This is a genomic window from Streptomyces sp. NPDC024017, assembly GCF_040638895.1.
Taxonomy (GTDB): Bacteria; Actinomycetota; Actinomycetes; order Streptomycetales; family Streptomycetaceae; genus Streptomyces.
The window spans coordinates 407,321-425,402 of the sequence record NZ_JBEZYZ010000004.1; the positions used below are offsets into that span (position 1 = coordinate 407,321).

The following is an 18,082-nucleotide window of genomic DNA, read 5'->3' on the forward strand; positions in this document are numbered from 1 at the left end:
GGCCTCGGCATATCTGCTTACGGTCCTTGGTGCGGACAGCAGACAGCGCCCGGCGCGTTGAGTATTGTTCAGTGCACCGACGAAAACGACCGAGGGGTGCACATGGCGGCCGCGGACCTCACCACCCACCCCGGGCACCTGGCCCGGCGGCTCCAGCAGGCGCACTACCTGCTGTGGAACGCGATGGTCTCCGAGGAGATCACCTCACCCCAGTTCGCGGTCCTCAACGCGCTCGTCGACGAGCCCGGCCTGGACCAGCGCACGGTGGGGGAGCGGGTGGGGCTCGACCGGTCCACCATCGCCGAGGTGATCAGCCGGCTCAGCCGGCGCGGACTGCTCGACAAGGTCCGCGATCCCCAGGACGGCCGCCGCTCCCTGCTGCATCTCACGGACGAGGGGGTGCGCACGCATCGCAAGCTGACCGTGCGCACCGCCCGGATGAACCAGGTGTTCCTCGCCCCGCTGACCGCCGACGAGCGGACGGTGTTCTTCGACCTCATACGGCGGGTCGCGGACGCGGCCGAGGGGCTCCGCAATCCCGAGGAGCCCCTGGTGGCGCCCCACTGACGGACGCGGCCCGCACGGTCCGGTCAGGGCGTCCCGGCGAACACCACCCACACCCGGCCCTTCGCGAAGTTCACCGGCGTGCCGTCGCCGGTGGTGAACGTCGTGCCGTCGGCGGCGTCGTCCCGTGTCCAGTTCACGTCCCAGGCCCGCCCGTCGCGCAGCACCGTCGCCTTCCCCGAACCGACCGTCTCGGTGTACGGCGTGTTGTTGCCGAGGAAGTCCTGGAAGGCGGACTCGCGCACCTTCACGTACTGCACGACGACCGTCTCGGCCGCCATCCGCTCGCCGTCGGCCGTCGTCGCGGGCGTGCCGTCCATGCCGATCAGCCAGCGGTCGCGGGAGTCCGACCAGGTGAAGGTGAAACGGGCCGCCGGGTAGCGCACCGTCCGGGAGGCCGTCGCCGTGCCGCCCTCGGGTGCCGGTCCGTAGCGGAAACCGGTGGTCAGGGCGGCCTGGCCCGGTGCCTCGGGCACGATCCGCTCGGGCCGCAGGTAGAGGTTGTGCGGGGCGGGCCTGCCGGAGCCGCGGAAGTAGGCGTCGGCGGCGTTCTCCGGCGTCTCCGCCCGCAGCGGCGCCTCGTCGATCAGCGGCAGGAGCTTCTTCTGCGCGCCGGAGAAGGCGAGCGTGGGCCGGCCGAACTGGCGCAGCAGCTCCAGATCCGACTCGCGTGCGCTGCGCACCGGCCCGATCGTCTTCGGCAGCCGGGTCGCGTACACCGCCATCAGCCGGCTCAGCCCGCCCTCGACCTGCTCCGCGTAGACCACGTCCGCGGCGTCGACACCCGTGTGCGGACGGGCCGAGGCGGCGTTGTCGATCTTGACGACGAGTGCGGAGGGGCCGGTCGCCGAGGGTGATGCCCCCTGCTCGGACTTCTTCGGTGCTCCCCGTCCGTCGTCGCCCGGACCGCCCCCGCTCGTGCAGCCCGCCGCCAGTGCGGCCGTCACCGTGGCGGCCAGCAGCGCCGCCGTCGTCGCGGCGCGCCGTCCGCGCGCCCCTCGTCCCATGCCCACCGTCGCCACCGCGCCTCATGTCATCGATCTGCCTTGATTGTGCGCTTATCTGAACATCGATGGCCATGGCCGATCGTTCTTGACGGGGAAGTGTCTCCGCCGCGTCCGTCGATCGGCTCAAGGTTCAGCGCGGGGCGTCCGGGTACCCGGAGGTCGCCGCAGACCGACGCGCACGCTGACGGAGGGAGCGCGAGGCGATGAGGGCAGTGACCTGGCAGGGCAAGCGGGACGTGCGGGTGGAGAACGTGCCCGATCCGACGATCCAGGAGCCGACGGACGCGGTCATCCGCATCACCTCCACCGGCCTGTGCGGATCCGACCTGCACCTGTACGAAGTGCTCACCCCGTTCATGACCCCGGGCGACATCCTCGGCCATGAACCCATGGGCATCGTCGAGGAGGTCGGCGCCGGCGTTCCTGACCTGCAGGTGGGGGACCGGGTCGTGGTGCCGTTCCAGATCGCCTGCGGCAACTGCTGGATGTGCCTCACCGGCCTGCCCACCCAGTGCGAGACCACCCAGGTGCAGGGCGAGGGCATGGGTGCCGCCCTGTTCGGCTACACCCGTCTGTACGGCGCGGTGCCGGGCGCCCAGGCCGAGTACCTGCGGGTCCCGCAGGCACAGTTCGGCCCGATCAAGGTCCCCGAGGGCCCGCCCGACGACCGATTCGTCTACCTCTCCGATGTCCTGCCCACCGCCTGGCAGGCGGTCGCCTACGCCGACGTCCCGAAGGGCGGCAGCGTCGCCGTGCTCGGCCTCGGCCCCATCGGCGACATGGCCTGCCGGGTCGCCCAGGTGCAGGGTGCCGGCCAGGTGTTCGGCGTGGACCTGGTCCCGGAGCGGCTGCGCCGGGCGAGGGCACGGGGCGTGGAGACCTTCGACCTGAGGTCCTTCGACGACGAGAAGGAACTCGTCGAAGCGATCCGCGACCAGACCGACGGCCGCGGCCCCGACGCCGTGATCGACGCCGTCGGCACCGAGGCCCACGGCAGCGCGGCCGCGCGCATGGTGCAGAACGCCGCGGCGATCCTGCCCCGCAAGATCGGCGCCCCCATCGCCGAGCGCTTCAGCATCGACCGCCTCGCCGCGCTCCACACCGCCATCGAACTGGTCCGCCGCGGCGGCACCATCTCGCTGTCCGGCGTCTACGGCGGCATGGCGGACCCGCTGCCGCTGCTCACCCTGTTCGACAAGCAGATCCAGATGCGGATGGGCCAGGCCAACGTCCGCCGCTGGAGCGACGACATCATCCCGTACCTGACCGACGAGGACCCCCTCGGCGTCGACGACTTCGCCACCCACCGGGTGCCGCTGTCGGAGGCTCCGCACGCGTACGAGATGTTCCAGCGCAAGCAGGACGGCGCGGTCAAGGTCCTGATGCAGCCCTGATCCAGACGACAGGCCTTAGACGCCGAGGATCTCCGCCAGGTCGTAGCGGACCGGCTCCTGAAGCTGCGCGTATGTGCAGCTCTCGGGGGTGCGGTCCGGGCGCCAGCGGCGGAAACGGGCAGTGTGCCGGAAGCGCTGCCCGTTCTCCATGTGGTCGTACGCCACCTCGGCCACCCGGTCCGGCCTGAGCGGTACCCACGACAGGTCCTTCCGGCCCGACCAGCGGCTCGGCGCCCCCGGCAGCCGGGCCTTCTCGTGGGCGGCCTCCTCGGACCAGGCCGCCCACGGATGCCCCGACACGTCGTCCAGGCGGAGCGGCTCCAGCTCCTCCACGAGCTCGGCGCGCCGCTTCATCGTGAAGGCGGCGGACACCCCCACGTGCTGGAGGGTGCCCCGGTCGTCGTAGAGGCCGAGCAGCAGCGAACCCACGACCGGGCCGCTCTTGTGCAGGCGGTACCCGGCGACCACGACGTCCACCGTCCGCTCGTGCTTGATCTTGAACATGGCGCGCTCGTCCGGCCGGTAGCGCACGGTCAGCGGCTTGGCGATGACACCGTCGAGCCCGGCCCCCTCGTACTCCTCGAACCACTGCCGCGCCACCTCGATGTCGGTGGTCGCGGGCGCCAGGTGCACCGGCGCCCTCACCCCGGACAACTCAGCGCTCAGCCGCTCCCGACGCTCGGTCAGCGGGGCGCCCACCAATGACTCGTCACCCAGCGCGAGCACGTCGAACACGACGAGCGAGGCCGGCGTCCGCTCGGCCAGCATGCGCACCCGCGAGTCCGCCGGATGGATCCGCTCGGTCAGCGCGTCGAAGTCCAGATGCCCCTCCCGCGCGATCACGATCTCCCCGTCCACCACGCACCGCTCGGGCAACCGCTCCCGCACGGCCGTCACAAGCTCGGGAAAGTACCTGGTCAGAGGCTTCCCGGTACGACTGCCCAGCTCGACCTCGTCCCCGTCACGGAACACGATCGCCCGGAACCCGTCCCACTTCGCCTCGTACTGCATGCCCGCGGGGATCGCCGCCACGGACTTGGCGAGCATCGGCAGGACGGGGGGCATCACCGGCAGATCCATGGATCGATTCTGCTCTGATACACCCCGACACGCCCGATATGCGAGGTGTGCGGGCTACGCCTACCGTGGCTCGCATGGGTGACGCGGTGGAGCTGGAGGTCGGCGGGCGGACCGTACGGCTGTCCAGCCCGGACAAGATGTTCTTCCCCGAGCGCGGCTTCACCAAGCTGGACCTCGCCCGCTACTACATCGCCGTCGGCCCCGGCATCCTGCGCGCCCTGCGCGACCGGCCGACCACCCTGGAGCGCTACCCGGAGGGCATGAACGGCGAGAACTTCTTCCAGAAGCGGGCGCCCAAGAACATGCCCGACTGGATCCCGACCGCGCACATCACCTTCCCCAGCGGCCGCAGCGCCGACGAGATGTGCCCCACCGAGGCGGGAGCGGTGGTGTGGGCCGCCCAGTTCGGCACCCTCACCTTCCACCCCTGGCCGGTACGCCGTGACGACGTCGACCACCCGGACGAACTCCGCATCGATCTCGACCCGCAGCCCGGCACCGACTACGACGACGCCGCCCGCGCCGCCCACGAACTCCGGGCGGTGCTCGACGAGTTCGGCGGACTGCGCGGCTTCCCCAAGACGTCGGGCGGTCGGGGGCTGCACGTCTTCGTGCCCATCGAACCGCGCTGGACCTTCACCCAGGTTCGCCGCGCCGCCATCGCCGTCGGCCGGGAGATGGAACGGCGGATGCCCGAGCACGTCACCATCAAGTGGTGGAAGGAGGAGCGGGGGAGACGCATTTTCCTGGACTACAACCAGACGGCACGCGACCGCACGATCGCCTCCGCCTACTCCGTACGCCCCCGCTCGCACGCCCCCGTCTCCGCGCCCCTGCGCTGGGACGAGGTCGGCATCGCGCACCCCCAGGACTTCGACCTCGCGACCATGCCCGCGCGCTTCGCCGAACTCGGCGACGTGCACGCGGACATGGACGACAAGCGCTACTCCCTGGAAGTCCTGCTCGACCTCGCCCGCCGCGACGAACACGACCACGGCCTGGGTGACCTGCCGTACCCGCCCGAGTATCCGAAGATGCCGGGGGAGCCCAGGCGGGTACAGCCGAGCAGGGCCCGCAAGGAGAAGGAACCTCCTACAGCTCCTTGATCCGGATGTCCCGGTACGAGACCACGTCCGTCGTGCCGTGCACCTGGAGCCCGATGTAGCCGGAGGCGAACCGCCGCCCGTCCGTGCCCGGGTCGTCCGAGCGGGGCGGACTGAACTCCTGGCCGCCGGTGTTGTCGAACTCGTTGATCAGCACACCGTTGCGGAACACCGAGTAGTGCTGGCCCTCCACACGGATCTCGTAGTCGTTCCAAGTGCCCTTCTGCGTCACGCCGGCGCCGGCCAGGCCCACGCGGTCGAAGCCGTAGACCGAGCCCGTCTTGTACATGTCGCCGTCGGGCCGGTCGAGCACCTGCACCTCGTGCCCGTACTTGATGGCGACCCACTCCGGACGGGACTCCTCCGGGTGGTCGTGGACCCACGGGAAGCGCACGAACACACCGGAGTTGGCGTTGCCGGTGCCGGGTGCGTCGTCACGCCACTGGAGCTTCAGCGAGAAGTCGCCGTACTTGCGCTGCGGGAACCACAGCATGCCCATGCCCGGCGTCGTGGTGCTGGAGGTGATCGTCCCGTCCGGGTTCAGTCCGAACGAACCGCCGCCCACCTGCTGCCACTTGCCGAAGGACTCCGCCGTGCCGTCGAAGAGCGCACGGTAGCCCTCGGTCTGCCCCGGCTTGCCGATCCCGGACTGCCGGGCCGCCTTCCGGATCGCCTTGGACTCCCGCTGGTCGATCACGCCTTCCTTCAGCAGCGCGCCCAGGACGGAGTCCACGTGCTTGAGGAACAGCGCCTGGGACGTCCACTCCTTCTCGTCCTCGATCAGCTCGCCGATCCTGCAGCGATTGTCGGTGACCCGGTTGCGCACGCCCGAGTCGACCGTGCCGACGATCACCGTCAACCGCTCGTCGTACTCAGGGCAGTTCGGTGCCGGGACCTGCCCGGAGACGACCGTGAAGGTCACCGTGCGCGCCGCGGCGGTGTTGCCCGCCTTGTCCGTCGCCCGGTAGGCCACGGTGTGCGCACCCGCCCGGTCGACCACCACCGGCGCCGAGTACGCCAGATACGGGCCGCCGTCCAGCGAGTACTCGATCCTGTCGACGCCCGACCCGTGCGCGTCGGTCGCGGTGACCGTCACCCGGGCACTGTTGACGTACGCGCCGCTCGCGTTCTTCGTGCCCTCCACTGCCACGCCCGTCACCGGCGGGGTGGTGTCCGCGGGAGGCGCCGCGACGACCGTGAACCGCACGCTCTTCTCGGCCGCCGCGTTGCCCGCCTTGTCGGTGGCGCGGTAGCGGACGGTGTGCGCGCCCACCTCGTGCAGCATCACGGGCGCGGTGTACGGCTGCCAGGCGCCCGAGCCGATCGCGTACTCGATCGTGTTGACCCCGGTACCCGTGTCGGAGGCCGAGACGGTGACCGTCGCCATGTCGATGTACGCACCGTCGGCGTTGCGCTCACCGCTCACCGTCGCCGAGGTCTCCGGGGCGGTGGTGTCGTCCGACTGGGGAGCGACGACCGTGAACGCGGCACTCTTCTCGGCGGACACGTTCCCCGCCTTGTCGAACGCCCGGTAGCGGACCTTGTGGCTGCCGACCTGGTCGACCACGACCGGCGTGGTGTACGGCTGCCAGGCGCCCGCGTCACCGATCGCGTACTCGATCCTCTCGACGCCGGAGCCGCCCTCGTCGGTGGCGTGCAGCGCCACGCTCGCCGAACCGACGTACTCGCCCTGAGCGTTCTGCGTGCCGCTCACGTGCGCCGACGCCTCGGGCGCCGTGGTGTCCTCGCCGGTGCCCTCGGTCACCGTCAGGATGCCCTGCATCTGGCCGTGGCCGGGGATCGTGCAGTGGTAGAAATACCGGCCGGGCGTGAGCGTGACCTGGGCGGTGTGCTTGCCGCCCTGGGCGTCGTTCGGGTTGGCCAGGATGTTGAGCTGCACATCGCTGTTGAACTCGGGATCGCTGGTCACGAACGTCAGCGTGTGCGGCATGCCCATGGTGTTGCCGGTGGCCGTGCTGTTCTCGAACACGATCGTGGCCGTGCCGGCGACCGCCGTCTTCGGTGCCGAGAGGTACTTGTCGATGTCGTTGCCGGCCGTCCAGGTGAGCACCTGGTCGGCGGCCTGTGCCTTCGGCTCGGAGGCCGCGGGCAGCGCCTGCAGCCCCAGCATCATCAACAGGGCGGCCAGCAGGGCGGCCCAGATTCTTCGTTGCCGGATCACTCGGTCCCCCTCGCCAGCTGACCGGCGGCCGGGGTCGGCCCGCCGCCCTTGTAGGTGACCCGCCACAGGGCCGACTTGGAGTCCGAGGTGAAGAAGCCGCGCCCGTAGTCGAGGACGTACAGCGCGCCGTCCGGACCGAACTTCCAGTCCATGAGGTTCTTGATGCCGTCGTTGCCGACCGGCACGATCTTCTTCAGCGACTCCGAGTGCACCGGCAGACCGCCGTCGCCCTGCGTCTTCGGGTCCATGAGCACCGCGTTGCGGGGCTGGTCGGCGTCGTAGAAGTCACCGACGAACCACTTGCCGTCCCAGTACGACGGCCACTTGACGGCACTGTCGGCCGCGACCGTGTCGTAGCGGTAGACCGGCCCGTTCATCGCGGCCTGTCCGCCGCCCTTCAGCCAGGGCAGCCGGTACGTGGCCTCCGCCGGCTTGTACGAGGGGACACCGTTGGCGTCCCGCGGGTAGTCCGGCCCGCCGCCCGAGGGCGAGTACCAGATGTTGTTGCCGGTCACCGGCGGCAGATCGACCAGGCCGTCGTTGTTCGGCGACTCGTTCTTCGGGTGGTCGCAGTCGTACCAGCCCAGCGGCTTGGACGGGTCCGGCAGATTGCGGTCCCGGTAGGGCTGCTTGTTGCCCATGCAGTACGGCCAGCCGCGGTTGCCCGCCTCGGTGATGGCGGCGAACGTGTCGTACTTGGCCGGGCCCCAGGTCGTCGAGGGCGCGCTCGCGTCCGGGCCGACCCAGCCCGCGTAGAGCACGTCGGTCGACTTGTCGACGGAGATGCGCGCGGGGTTGCGGACGCCCATCACATAGATCTCGCCGCGCGTCTTGCCACCGCCCTCGTCGGGCTCCTTCCCGGTGAAGAGATTGCCCGCGGGGAGCGTGTACGTCCCGTCCGGCTCCGGGTGGATGCGCAGGATCTTGCCGTTGAGGTTGTTCGTGTTGCCGGCGGTGCGGCGTGCGTCAGCGAAGGAGACACCCTTGTAGTTCGGCTCCGGGTTGTTGCCCGAGTAACCGCCGCTGAACCCGCTGGAGTTGTTGTCACCCGTGGCGATGTACAGGTTGCCCTTGGAGTCCCAGGCCATCCCGCCGCCCGCGTGGCAGCAACTGTGGATCTGCACCGGCCACTTCAGCAGCACCTTCTCGCTGCCGAGGTCCAGCTTGTTCGTGGCCCGGTCGAGCGTGAACCGGGAGACCCGCCGCTCGGCCATCCGCGTCTCGCGGTTGATCCGCTCGTGCGGCGTGTAGTGCAGGTACACCCAGCCGTTCTGCGCGAACCCCGGGTCCAGCTCGATGCCGAGCAGTCCCTCCTCGACCTTGACCAGTTCGTCGCCGCCGCCCTTGTTGCCGAAGACGGTGAGCGCACCGGCCAGGGTGACCTGCTTGGTCTTCGGGTCGTAGACGTGGATCTCGCCCTTGCCCTTGCCGATGTCGGGGTTGTTCCAGTCCGTGATCACGGGCTGCGAGGAGTCGGCACCGCCCCGGCCGATGTAGAACACCCGGCCGTCGGGTGCGGTGACCATCCCGTGCGGCTCGCCGATCTGGTCGTTCTGCCCCGGCTGGTTGGGCTTGGTCAGCCGCTCCGCCGCGTAGTTGGCGTTGACGGTGGCCTTGCAGTCGGCCTGTTCCAGACGGGTCGTCCACATCAGCGCACCGCGCAGATGATCGCGGAAGTCGGTCTCGTCGTACGACGACACCGTCCCGCCCATGCCCGTGTAGAAGGAGCGGCCACCGTCGTAGTCCCGGCACCAACTGACCGGGTGGTCCCAGCCGTTGGCGCCCGTGCCCGGCTGGTACGTCGACTCGCGGACCCGGGCCACCGTATGCACGTCACCCGACGGGTTCTTCACCCAGTTCAGCCACTGGTCCGGGCGCTTCCACTGCACCGGCAGATTCCTGGTGGCCGGATGCCCGCGGTCGCCGACCTCGACGGTCGCCCGCTGGACGGCCGTCGGGCTCGACGCGGCCGGACGGGCACCCACCAACCCGGTGAACCAGTCCGAGTACGGCTCCGCGCGCGCCGCGTCATGAATGCCGACGAACCCGCCGCCGGCCTCCATGTAGGCCTCCAGGCCCGCCTCCTGCTCCGCGTCGAGGACATCGCCCCCGCCGGTCAGGAACACGATCGCGTTGAAGCGGCCGAGCCTCGTCTCGTCGGTGAACACCGAGGCGTCATCGGTGGCCTGGACCTTGAAGCGGCGGTTCGCCGGGCCCGAGAGGCCGATGTCCTCGATGGCCTCGATCCCGGCGTTCACGACCGGGGACTCCTCCCCGGCCGCCGCGGAACCGTGGAAGATCAGCACCCGTACGTTCGCGCCGCCCGGCGGCGACTTGATCGACATCGTTGTCAGCGGGGGTTCGGGATAGGGGCGCGCGTTCGCGGCGGGGCCGGACAGCAGCCCGGCGGCCACGACCCCGGCGGCGACGGACGCCGCCCAGACGCGTCTTGACTTGCTCAACCCTCGTAAGTGCATGGGCACCTCCTCGGCCACAGCAACACCGCCAAGGAAGCTAAACCCCTTTGCATGTCTCGCCAATACCTATGACCGGGATGGCACCAACTTTGTCTTGAGTGTGGATAAACGGGAGCGCGGCCGGTACCGTCGCACAGGTTCATCACAGGTACGCCTCCGTAAATGCCTTACCAGGGTGGGGAGTTCCGCATGGACAGACGCAGCTTCAACCGGCGGGTCCTGCTGGGCGGCGCGGCCGTCGCGACATCGTTGTCCGTGGCGCCGGAGGCCGTGAGCGCCGCCGGACCGGTGAAGACGGCGCCCGCCGGGGGCGAGGTGAAGCGCATCAAGCTCTACGCCGAGAAGCTCCCCGACGGGCAGATGGGCTACGGCCTGGAGAAGGGCAAGGCGAGCGTCCCGGGCCCGCTGATCGAACTCAACGAAGGCGACACGCTGCACGTCGAGTTCGAGAACACCATGGACGTGGCCGTGAGCCTGCACGTCCACGGCCTGGACTACGAGATCACCAGCGACGGCACGAAATTGAACCGCAGTCATGTCGAGCCGGGCGGCACCCGCACCTACACCTGGCGCACCCACGCCCCCGGCCGCCGCAAGGACGGCACCTGGCGCTCGGGCAGCGCGGGCTACTGGCACTACCACGACCACGTCGTCGGCACGGAGCACGGGACGCAGGGGCTCCAGAAGGGCCTCTACGGCCCGGTCATCGTCCGCCGCAAGGGCGACGTCCTGCCGGACCGGACGCACACGGTCGTCTTCAACGACATGCGGATCAACAACAAGCCGCCGCACTCCGGGCCGAACTTCGAGGCCACGGTGGGGGATCGCGTCGAGTTCATCGTGATCACGCACGGCGAGTTCTACCACACGTTCCACATGCACGGTCATCGCTGGGCGGACAACCGCACCGGCATGCTGACCGGCCCCGAGGACCCCAGTCAGGTCATCGACAACAAGATCACGGGCCCTGCCGACTCCTTCGGCTTCCAGGTGATCGCGGGCGAGGGCGTCGGCGCCGGCGCCTGGATGTACCACTGCCATGTCCAGAGCCACTCCGACATGGGGATGGTCGGCCTGTTCCTGGTGAAGAAGCCGGACGGGACCATTCCCGGGTACGACCCGCACGAGCACGGGGAGGAGCCGCCGGGCGGCGGCCACGAGCACTGACGGGCGGCTGCTCCCCGGCACACGCGAGAGCGCTCTCACCACGCTGCGTCCCCAGGGCTATCCTGATCCGCAGCCGCAGGTGAGGAGCCCCGAAGTGACCGACACAGCGCCGCGACCCACGCTGGAGGCCGTGGCCGCCCGGGCCGGTGTCTCGCGGGCCACCGTGTCCCGCGTGGTCAACGGTGGGGACGGGGTGCGGGACGTCCTGGTGGAGCGGGTCCGCAAGGCCGTCGACGAGCTCGGGTACGTGCCCAACCAGGCCGCCCGCTCCCTGGTGACCCGGCGGCACGACGCGGTCGCCGTCGTCGTCGCCGAACCGGAGACCCGGGTCTTCGCCGACCCGTTCTTCGCGCTCCAGCTGCGGGGCATCAGCAAGGAGCTCACCGCCCACGACAACCAGCTCGTGCTGCTGCTCACGGAGGGCCGGGACGACCACGCCCGGGTCGGCCGGTACCTCGCCGGCGGACACGTCGACGGCGCCCTCGTCTTCTCCCTGCACCTCGACGACCCGCTGCCGGAGCTGATCCAGCGAGCCGGTGTCCCCACCGTCTTCGGCGGCCGGCCCGGCTGGAGCGGCGACCGGCGCGCAGTGGTCTACGTCGACAGCGACAACCGCGGCGGCGCCCGCGACGCCGTCCGGCACCTGGCCGGCCTCGGCCGCACCCGGATCGCGCACATCACCGGCGCCCTCGACCAGACCTCCGCCGCGGACCGCCTCGACGGCTACCGGGACGTCATGGTGGACGCCGACCCGCGGCTCATCGCCGAGGCCGACTTCACCCCGGCCGGCGGCGAGCGGGCGATGCGCGAGCTCCTCGACCGCTGCCCGGACGTCGACGCGGTGTTCGCCGCCAACGACCTCATGGCCTCCGGGGCACTGCGCGTCCTGCGCGAGTCGGGCCGCCGAATCCCCGACGACGTGGCCGTGATCGGCTTCGACGACATGCAGCCCGTGGCGGAACAGACCGACCCGCCGCTCACGACGGTCCGTCAGGACATAGAGGAAATGGGCCGCCTGATGGCCCGCCTGCTGCTGCGCGGCCTCGACCGGGGCGCCCCGCGGGAGGGCGTCGGGGCGGCGCCGTCGAGCGTGGTGCTGCCGACGACGCTGGTGCGGCGCGGGTCCGCCTAGGTCCTATCGCGAGAGTCCGTGCCGGGTGTTGCGCGGCAGGCGCCGCTTTCGCACCAGGCCCCAGGGGTCTCAGCCCTGCTGCGGTTCGCTGCGGATCACCGCGAAGCGGGCGCCGTACGGGTCGGTGAGTTTGGCGAGGCGGCCGACGGACGGGAGGTGCGTGGCGGGGAGGCGGACCGTGCCGCCGAGTTCCTCGGCCCTCGCGACGATGGCGTCCGGGTCGGCGACCTCGAAGTACGGCAGCCAGTACGCTTCCTCCTCGCCCGGGTCGTCGGCCAGGGGTACGACCCCGCCGAACATGGCGTCCTCGCTCTCCCCGGCGGGGCTGAACGTGGTGTAGATGCCGCCCACGAAGTCCGCGCCGAAGGTCTCCAGACCGAGCACCGAGTGGTAGAAGGCCGCCGCGGCCGGGACGTCCGCCGTGTACAGCTCGACCCAGCACAGCGAGCCGGGCTCCCGGACGACTTCCATACCCTTGTTGCGGCCCGGCTGCCACAAGCCGAAGGGCACCCCGGCCTGGTCGGTGAGGATCGCCATCCGGCCCAGGTCCTGGACGTCCATCGGCTGCACGGTCACCGAGCCGCGCGCCTGCTCGGCCACCCGGGCCGTGGCGTCCGCGTCCGGCGCCTGGAAGTACACCGTCCAGGACGGCGGGCCCTGCTCCGGCGTGGTCTGCATGCCCCCGGCGGCCGTCCTGCCACCGAGCTGGAAGAGGCCGTACCCTCCGACCTCAGGGCCGCCCGGCTGGAACCGCCAGTCGAACAACCCGCCGTAGAAGGCGGCGGCGCCGTCGATGTCGGGGGTGCCGAGATCGATCCAGTTCGGAGCACCGGTGACATAACGGGTGGTGAGCATCGTCGCCCTCCTCGCACAGGGGCCCGTCGTCCGTACTGCCGAGTCTTGCACCGCCCGGCGGCCACCGCCGCCGGAGCGCCGCCGGGGCGTGGTTTTCGGTGTTTCCGCGCGCCGCCGTGCGTCGGCCCGTCCGGCGGGCGACCATCGAGGCGGCCGGGGGCCGTGAACGCGGCGTTGATCCCGCGTTGATCGAACGTTTTTCGCCGCCCGCGACGCTTTCGGTCATGCACATCGACACCATCACCTCGCCCGAACTCGAATGGCAGCAAGAGGCGTTGTGCGCGCAGACGGGGGCGGACTTCTTCTTCCCCGAGCCGGGCAGTTCGGTGCGGGAGGCGAAGCGGATCTGCGGTATGTGCCCGATCCGTGCGGCCTGTCTCGAGTACGCGCTGGACCACGACGAACGTTTCGGCGTCTGGGGCGGTCTTTCGGAGAAGGAGCGGCTGGAGCTGCGGCGGGTGTCGCGGTAGCCGCCCCCCCCGTGGGGGCAGGAGCTTCCCGGGCCCGCGACGTCCGCTGCCACAATCGCACCAGGCCCCGGCCGCTCGTGGCGGCCGGGGCCTGGTGGCCGTGTGTGCGGGTCGGCGTCAGGCGCCGGCCCGGGCGGCCATGCGGGCCTTGCGGGCGGCCAGCTTCTCGTCGAACTTCGAGGCCTCGGAGTCCAGACCGCCCATGTACAGGCCCAGCTCCTCCTGCGCCTTGCGGCCCTCGGGGCCCAGGCCCTCGATCTCCATGATCTTCAGGAAGCGCAGCACGGGCTGGAGCACGTCGTCGTGGTGGATGCGCATGTTGTAGATCTCGCCGATCGCCATCTGCGCGGCGGCCCGCTCGAAGCCGGGCATGCCGTGGCCGGGCATCCGGAAGTTCACGATGACGTCGCGCACCGCCTGCATCGTCAGGTCGGGCGCCAGCTCGAAGGCGGCCTTCAGCAGGTTCCGGTAGAAGACCATGTGCAGGTTCTCGTCGGTGGCGATGCGCGCCAGCATGCGGTCGCAGACGGGGTCCCCGGACTGGTGGCCGGTGTTGCGGTGCGAGACGCGGGTCGCGAGCTCCTGGAAGGCCACGTAGGCGACCGAGTGCAGCATCGAGTGCCGGTTGTCCGACTCGAAGCCCTCGCTCATGTGGGACATCCGGAACTCCTCCAGCTTGTCCGGGTCCACCGCGCGCGAGGTGAGCAGGTAGTCGCGCATCACGATGCCGTGCCGGCCCTCCTCCGCGGTCCAGCGGTGCACCCAGGTACCCCAGGCGCCGTCGCGGCCGAACAGCGAGGCGATCTCGTGGTGGTAGCTGGGCAGATTGTCCTCGGTCAGAAGGTTGACGACGAGCGCGATGCGGCCGATCTCGGTGACCTTGGACTGCTCCTTCTCCCAGGCCTCGCCGTCCTCGAAGACGCCGGGGAAGTTGCGGCCGTCGCTCCACGGCACGTACTCGTGCGGCATCCAGTCCTTGGCGACCTGCAGATGCCGGTTGAGTTCCTTCTCGACCACTTCCTCCAGGGCGTACAGCAGCTGAGCGTCGGTCCAGGCGCCGGCCGGGCTGCCGAGGTGGGGAGTGGTGATCGTCATGGACTCTCCAGGGGGCAAGCGTATGAGCGGTGTGCGGTATACCTACGGCATCGTAGGCTACGTTTCCGTAGGTTACGATGCCGTAGGTTAAGAGCGCTGTAAAGGCCGCTGATCAGCGATGTCGCCCGAATGCGCGTCAGCTCCCCGGAGTCGCAGGTCGACGGGCGGGACGGGGACGTGCGGGTCCGGTCAGGCGTAGAGATCCCGCAGCCGCACCGAGAGGCACGTCACACATCCCTCGAGCTTCTCGAACTCGCTGATGTCCACGACGACCGGTTCGTACCCGAGGTCGGCGAACAGCTCGGCGGTCTTCGGCGCACTCGCCGCCATCAGCAGTTTGGCGCCGCCGAGCAGGACGACGTGTGACCCGGCCTCCTCGGGGACCGGCAGGAAACGCGCGAACAGCGAGGGCGCGTCCATCTTGGGGATGTGCCCGATGACCGTGCCGTCCGGCAGCGCCGTGACCGCCGACTTCAGGTGCAGCACCTTGCTCACCGGTGCGGCGACGACCCGCGCTCCGAGCGGCTCGAACGCGGCGCGCAGCTGCTGGACGCCGGCGGCGTTGGTGCGCCCGCCCCGTCCCACGTAGACGGTGTCGCCGATCTTCAGGACGTCTCCGCCCTCCAGCGTGCCCGGCTCCCAGATCCAGTTCACCGAGCAGCCCAGACCGGCCACGGCCTCCTCGATGCCGGCGGTCTCGTCACGCCGGGACTCGGCGCCCGGGCGGGCGATCAGGGCCACGTTCTTGTACATCACGACCGTGTCCTCGACGAACACCGAGTCCGGGCAGTCGTCGACCGGGTCCACCTCGATGGTCTCCCAGCCGTGCGTGCGCAGGGCCTCCAAGTACGCCTCCCACTGCTCGACGGCGAGGTCGGCGTCGACCTTCTCCCGCTCGATGTGTGTCACCAGCCCTTCGGCGAGGCGCGGGCTGGGGCGGCGGACGAGGGCCTTCTTGCTGGGCACGAGCGTGACTCCGTATCGGATGGGACGTGTCGGGACCGCACCGACAGAGCCTCCGGGATCGACCGGAACCCATCGGGCGTCGGCCGCCATCATGCAGGGCGAACGGGGGAGAGGACAGCCCTGGGGAGCGGCGGAGGGGGGGAGGGGCTGCTCCACCGCCCGCCAGGTACCCCATCCGCCTCCCTTCGAACTCAACCCACCGGCCCGGCCCCCTCCAGCCCCCGCCGCTGCGCCGGCGTCACCGCACCGGCGGCGGTCTCCTCCCGTTCGTCCGCACGCAGGCACTCGATCAGGTAGTCGCCCGTGTCGGGGTCACGGGTCACCCCGTGGGTCTCGCTGCCGAAGCCGGGGAAGTGGCGGTCGAAGGACTCCAGGGCGCCGAGGTACCGCAGGAGCGGGCCGTCTGTCTCTCCGACGCTCTCGCCCGGCATGAGGACCGGGATGCCGGGCGGCGTCACCGTGACCATCGCCGCGGCGACCCGGCCCGGCGCCTCCGTCAGGCGGATCCGTTCCGTGCCGCCGCGGATCAGACGCTGGTAGCACAGCTGGGGCGGGGCGACGGGCTCGGGCAGTTGCTGGAAGGCGGTGTCGAGGAGTTCGACCAGGCGGGCCTCGCGCAGATGGTCGTGCATCTCCTGGCACAGGTCGCGCAGCGTCAGCCCGGCGTAGCGCCGCGGGTGCTCCGCGACCAGCGCGGGCAGCACGCGGTCGAGCGGGGCGTCGCCGTCGTAGAGGTCCTTGAAGTCCATGAGGGCGTCCAGCAGTGTGCCCCACTTGCCCTTGGTGATGCCCATGGAGAACAGCACCAGCGTGGTGTAGCTGTCGGTCTTCTCCACGACGATGCCGCGCGTCGTCAGATAGGCGGTGAGCACCCGGGCCGGGATGCCCTGGTCGGACATCACCCCGGTCGCGCCGAGCCCCGGGCAGGTCAGGGTGACCTTGATCGGGTCGAGCATGCAGTAGCCGTCGGTCAGTCCGGGGAAGCCGTGCCAGTCCGCGTCGGGCGCGAGGTGCCAGCAGGACGGCTCGGTCCGCAGCAGGTCCGCCGGTGCCTCGTCGAAGGGCAGGTGTTGCCCGCTCACGGGGTCCGTCACCTCGTCCGGCTGCCACACCCCGAAGAACCACGGCGGCCGGTCACCCGCGGCCTCGATCCGGCGCCCGATCCGCACCATCTCCTGGCGGAAGCGGACCGCCTCGGTCACCGCCTCGTCGACCAGCCACTGCCCCTGCGGACCGTCCATCATCGCCGTGGCCACGTCCAGCGAGGCGATCATCGGGTACAGCGGCGACGTGGTGCCGTGCATCATCAGCGCCTCGTTGAACCGGTCGTGTTCCACCGGCGCCCGCGGCGCGGGCCTGACGTGCACCATGGCGCCCTGCGACAGGGCCGCCAGCAGTTTGTGGGTGGACTGCGTCGCGAAGACCGTCGGCCGGTCGGGGCCGGGGAAGGCCTCCTCGTCCACCGACATGCCGTAACGCCCGGCGTAGAGCGGATGGAAGCGGGCGTACGCGAACCACGCCTCGTCGAAGTGCAGCCGGGGCGTCCCGGCGGCGAAAGCCCGGGCCGCCGCCACCGCGTCGTAACACAGCCCGTCGTACGTCGAGTTGGTGAACACCGCGTACTGGGCGCGCGACGAGACGGCGTCCGCGGTCAGCGGATTCGCGGCGATCCGCGCCGCCACCGAATCCGCCGCGATCTCGGCCGGCGGCAGGGGTCCGGCGAGGCCGTAGCCGTTACGGGTGGGGATCAGGTACACCGGTCGCGCGCCGGAGACGACCAGGCCGTGCAGAACGGACTTGTGGCAGTTGCGGTCCACCAGGGCGATCTCGTCGCGGGTCACGCTGAAGTGGCCGACCAGGCGGTTGCAGGTGGAGTCGCCGTGCAGCACGAAGTACGTGTGGTCGGAGCCGAAGACCCGCGCGGCGTTGCGCTCCGCCTCGCCGATCGGCCCGGTGTGCTCGAACAGCGAGCCGAGCTCCTCCACCGAGATCGACAGGTCGCTGCGCAGCAGCCGCTCCCCGAAGTACTCGTGGAACGCCCGGCCCACGGGCGACTTGAGGAAGGCGACACCCCCGGAGTGGGCGGGGGTGTGCCACGAGTACTCGTGCGCGTCGTCGAAGCGCCGCAGGGCCTTGAAGAACGGCGGGAGCAGCGCGTCCTGGTAGGCGCGCGCGGCGGTGGTGATCCGCCCGGCGATGAACGCCGGCGTGTCCTCCAGCGGCCACATATAGCCCACCACCGACTGCGACACCCACAGCGGCAGCTCGCGCAGCCCTTCGTCCGCCATGACCAGGAACACCGGCAGGTTCTGGAAGCGGCGGCCGATCCGGCGCAGCACCGTCGCACCGCCCGGTCCGTCTCCTGCTCCGGGCGGGAGGTCCCAGGCGACCACCGCCGCGGCCAGCCCGGCCTCGGTCCTGAGCACCGCCTCGGCGTCGGCGACGCTCACCACCCACCGGACCTGTAAGCCGCGCGCCCGGATCCCCTCGGCGATGCGCGTCAACTGCCCTGCGGTGGCGCCCCCGTCCTCCGGATGTTCCGCCACCGCCACCAGAACCGTGCCGTCGGTCATGCCGTCCCCCTCCCCGG

General features: G+C 70.7%; 14 protein-coding genes. 6 read left to right on the forward strand and 8 right to left on the reverse strand.

Annotated elements, in window-relative coordinates:
- Positions 1–102 precede the first annotated feature (102 nt).
- Positions 103–567: a MarR family transcriptional regulator gene (locus AB0G20_RS13185; RefSeq protein ID WP_361300334.1), complete on the forward strand. Its 465-nt coding sequence runs from the start codon at positions 103–105 to the stop codon at positions 565–567.
- Positions 568–590: 23 nt separating this feature from the next.
- Here the strand turns inward: AB0G20_RS13185 and AB0G20_RS13190 are convergent, their stop codons facing one another.
- A complete protein-coding gene (locus AB0G20_RS13190; protein WP_361300337.1) occupies positions 591–1,571 on the reverse strand; it encodes a DUF3048 domain-containing protein in 981 nt (326 codons plus the stop codon).
- A gap of 203 nt (positions 1,572–1,774) precedes the next feature.
- On the opposite strand from AB0G20_RS13190, the gene AB0G20_RS13195 reads away from it, so the two are divergent.
- Positions 1,775–2,965, forward strand: coding sequence for a zinc-dependent alcohol dehydrogenase (locus AB0G20_RS13195; RefSeq protein WP_361300340.1), 1,191 nt, complete (start codon positions 1,775–1,777; stop codon positions 2,963–2,965).
- Positions 2,966–2,980: 15 nt separating this feature from the next.
- Here AB0G20_RS13195 and AB0G20_RS13200 read toward each other — a convergent pair whose 3' ends face one another.
- Positions 2,981–4,045, reverse strand: coding sequence for an ATP-dependent DNA ligase (locus AB0G20_RS13200; RefSeq protein WP_361300343.1), 1,065 nt, complete (start codon positions 4,043–4,045; stop codon positions 2,981–2,983).
- Positions 4,046–4,119: 74 nt separating this feature from the next.
- Here AB0G20_RS13200 and ligD point away from each other — a divergent pair, with 74 nt between their 5' ends.
- Positions 4,120–5,151: a non-homologous end-joining DNA ligase gene (ligD, locus tag AB0G20_RS13205; RefSeq protein ID WP_361300346.1), complete on the forward strand. Its 1,032-nt coding sequence runs from the start codon at positions 4,120–4,122 to the stop codon at positions 5,149–5,151.
- On the opposite strand, the gene AB0G20_RS13210 is transcribed toward ligD, so the two are convergent.
- Positions 5,138–7,282 (reverse strand): family 16 glycoside hydrolase, encoded by a 2,145-nt coding sequence (locus AB0G20_RS13210; RefSeq protein ID WP_361300942.1) that lies wholly within the window; start codon positions 7,280–7,282, stop codon positions 5,138–5,140. The two genes, ligD and AB0G20_RS13210, sit on opposite strands and share 14 nt — an antisense overlap.
- A gap of 44 nt (positions 7,283–7,326) precedes the next feature.
- Positions 7,327–9,807, reverse strand: a complete 2,481-nt coding sequence (locus AB0G20_RS13215) for a ThuA domain-containing protein (protein WP_361300349.1) — start codon at positions 9,805–9,807, stop codon at positions 7,327–7,329.
- 189 nt (positions 9,808–9,996) lie between these two features.
- On the opposite strand from AB0G20_RS13215, the gene AB0G20_RS13220 reads away from it, so the two are divergent.
- Together AB0G20_RS13220 and AB0G20_RS13225 are read left to right on the forward strand one after the other, a co-directional pair.
- On the forward strand, positions 9,997–10,974 hold the full coding sequence (locus AB0G20_RS13220) for a multicopper oxidase domain-containing protein (protein ID WP_361300352.1): 978 nt from the start codon (positions 9,997–9,999) through the stop codon (positions 10,972–10,974).
- A gap of 94 nt (positions 10,975–11,068) precedes the next feature.
- Positions 11,069–12,106 (forward strand): LacI family DNA-binding transcriptional regulator, encoded by a 1,038-nt coding sequence (locus AB0G20_RS13225; protein WP_361300355.1) that lies wholly within the window; start codon positions 11,069–11,071, stop codon positions 12,104–12,106.
- 69 nt (positions 12,107–12,175) lie between these two features.
- Here AB0G20_RS13225 and AB0G20_RS13230 read toward each other — a convergent pair whose 3' ends face one another.
- Complete coding sequence (locus AB0G20_RS13230; protein WP_361300358.1) at positions 12,176–12,961, reverse strand: VOC family protein; 786 nt, start codon at positions 12,959–12,961, stop codon at positions 12,176–12,178.
- Positions 12,962–13,185: 224 nt separating this feature from the next.
- Here AB0G20_RS13230 and AB0G20_RS13235 point away from each other — a divergent pair, with 224 nt between their 5' ends.
- Positions 13,186–13,431 (forward strand): WhiB family transcriptional regulator, encoded by a 246-nt coding sequence (locus AB0G20_RS13235; protein ID WP_030841026.1) that lies wholly within the window; start codon positions 13,186–13,188, stop codon positions 13,429–13,431.
- Positions 13,432–13,548: 117 nt separating this feature from the next.
- Here AB0G20_RS13235 and AB0G20_RS13240 read toward each other — a convergent pair whose 3' ends face one another.
- The 3 genes from AB0G20_RS13240 to AB0G20_RS13250 form a co-directional block, all read right to left on the reverse strand.
- Positions 13,549–14,526 carry an acyl-ACP desaturase gene (locus AB0G20_RS13240; RefSeq protein WP_361300361.1) on the reverse strand — a complete coding sequence of 326 codons (978 nt, stop codon included), beginning with the start codon at positions 14,524–14,526 and terminating at the stop codon, positions 13,549–13,551.
- A 189-nt stretch (positions 14,527–14,715) separates the two neighbouring features.
- On the reverse strand, positions 14,716–15,492 hold the full coding sequence (gene ddaH / locus AB0G20_RS13245) for a dimethylargininase (RefSeq protein WP_361300364.1): 777 nt from the start codon (positions 15,490–15,492) through the stop codon (positions 14,716–14,718).
- A 191-nt stretch (positions 15,493–15,683) separates the two neighbouring features.
- A complete protein-coding gene (locus tag AB0G20_RS13250; RefSeq protein WP_361300367.1) occupies positions 15,684–18,065 on the reverse strand; it encodes an Orn/Lys/Arg decarboxylase N-terminal domain-containing protein in 2,382 nt (793 codons plus the stop codon).
- Between the last annotated feature and the right edge of the window lie 17 nt (positions 18,066–18,082).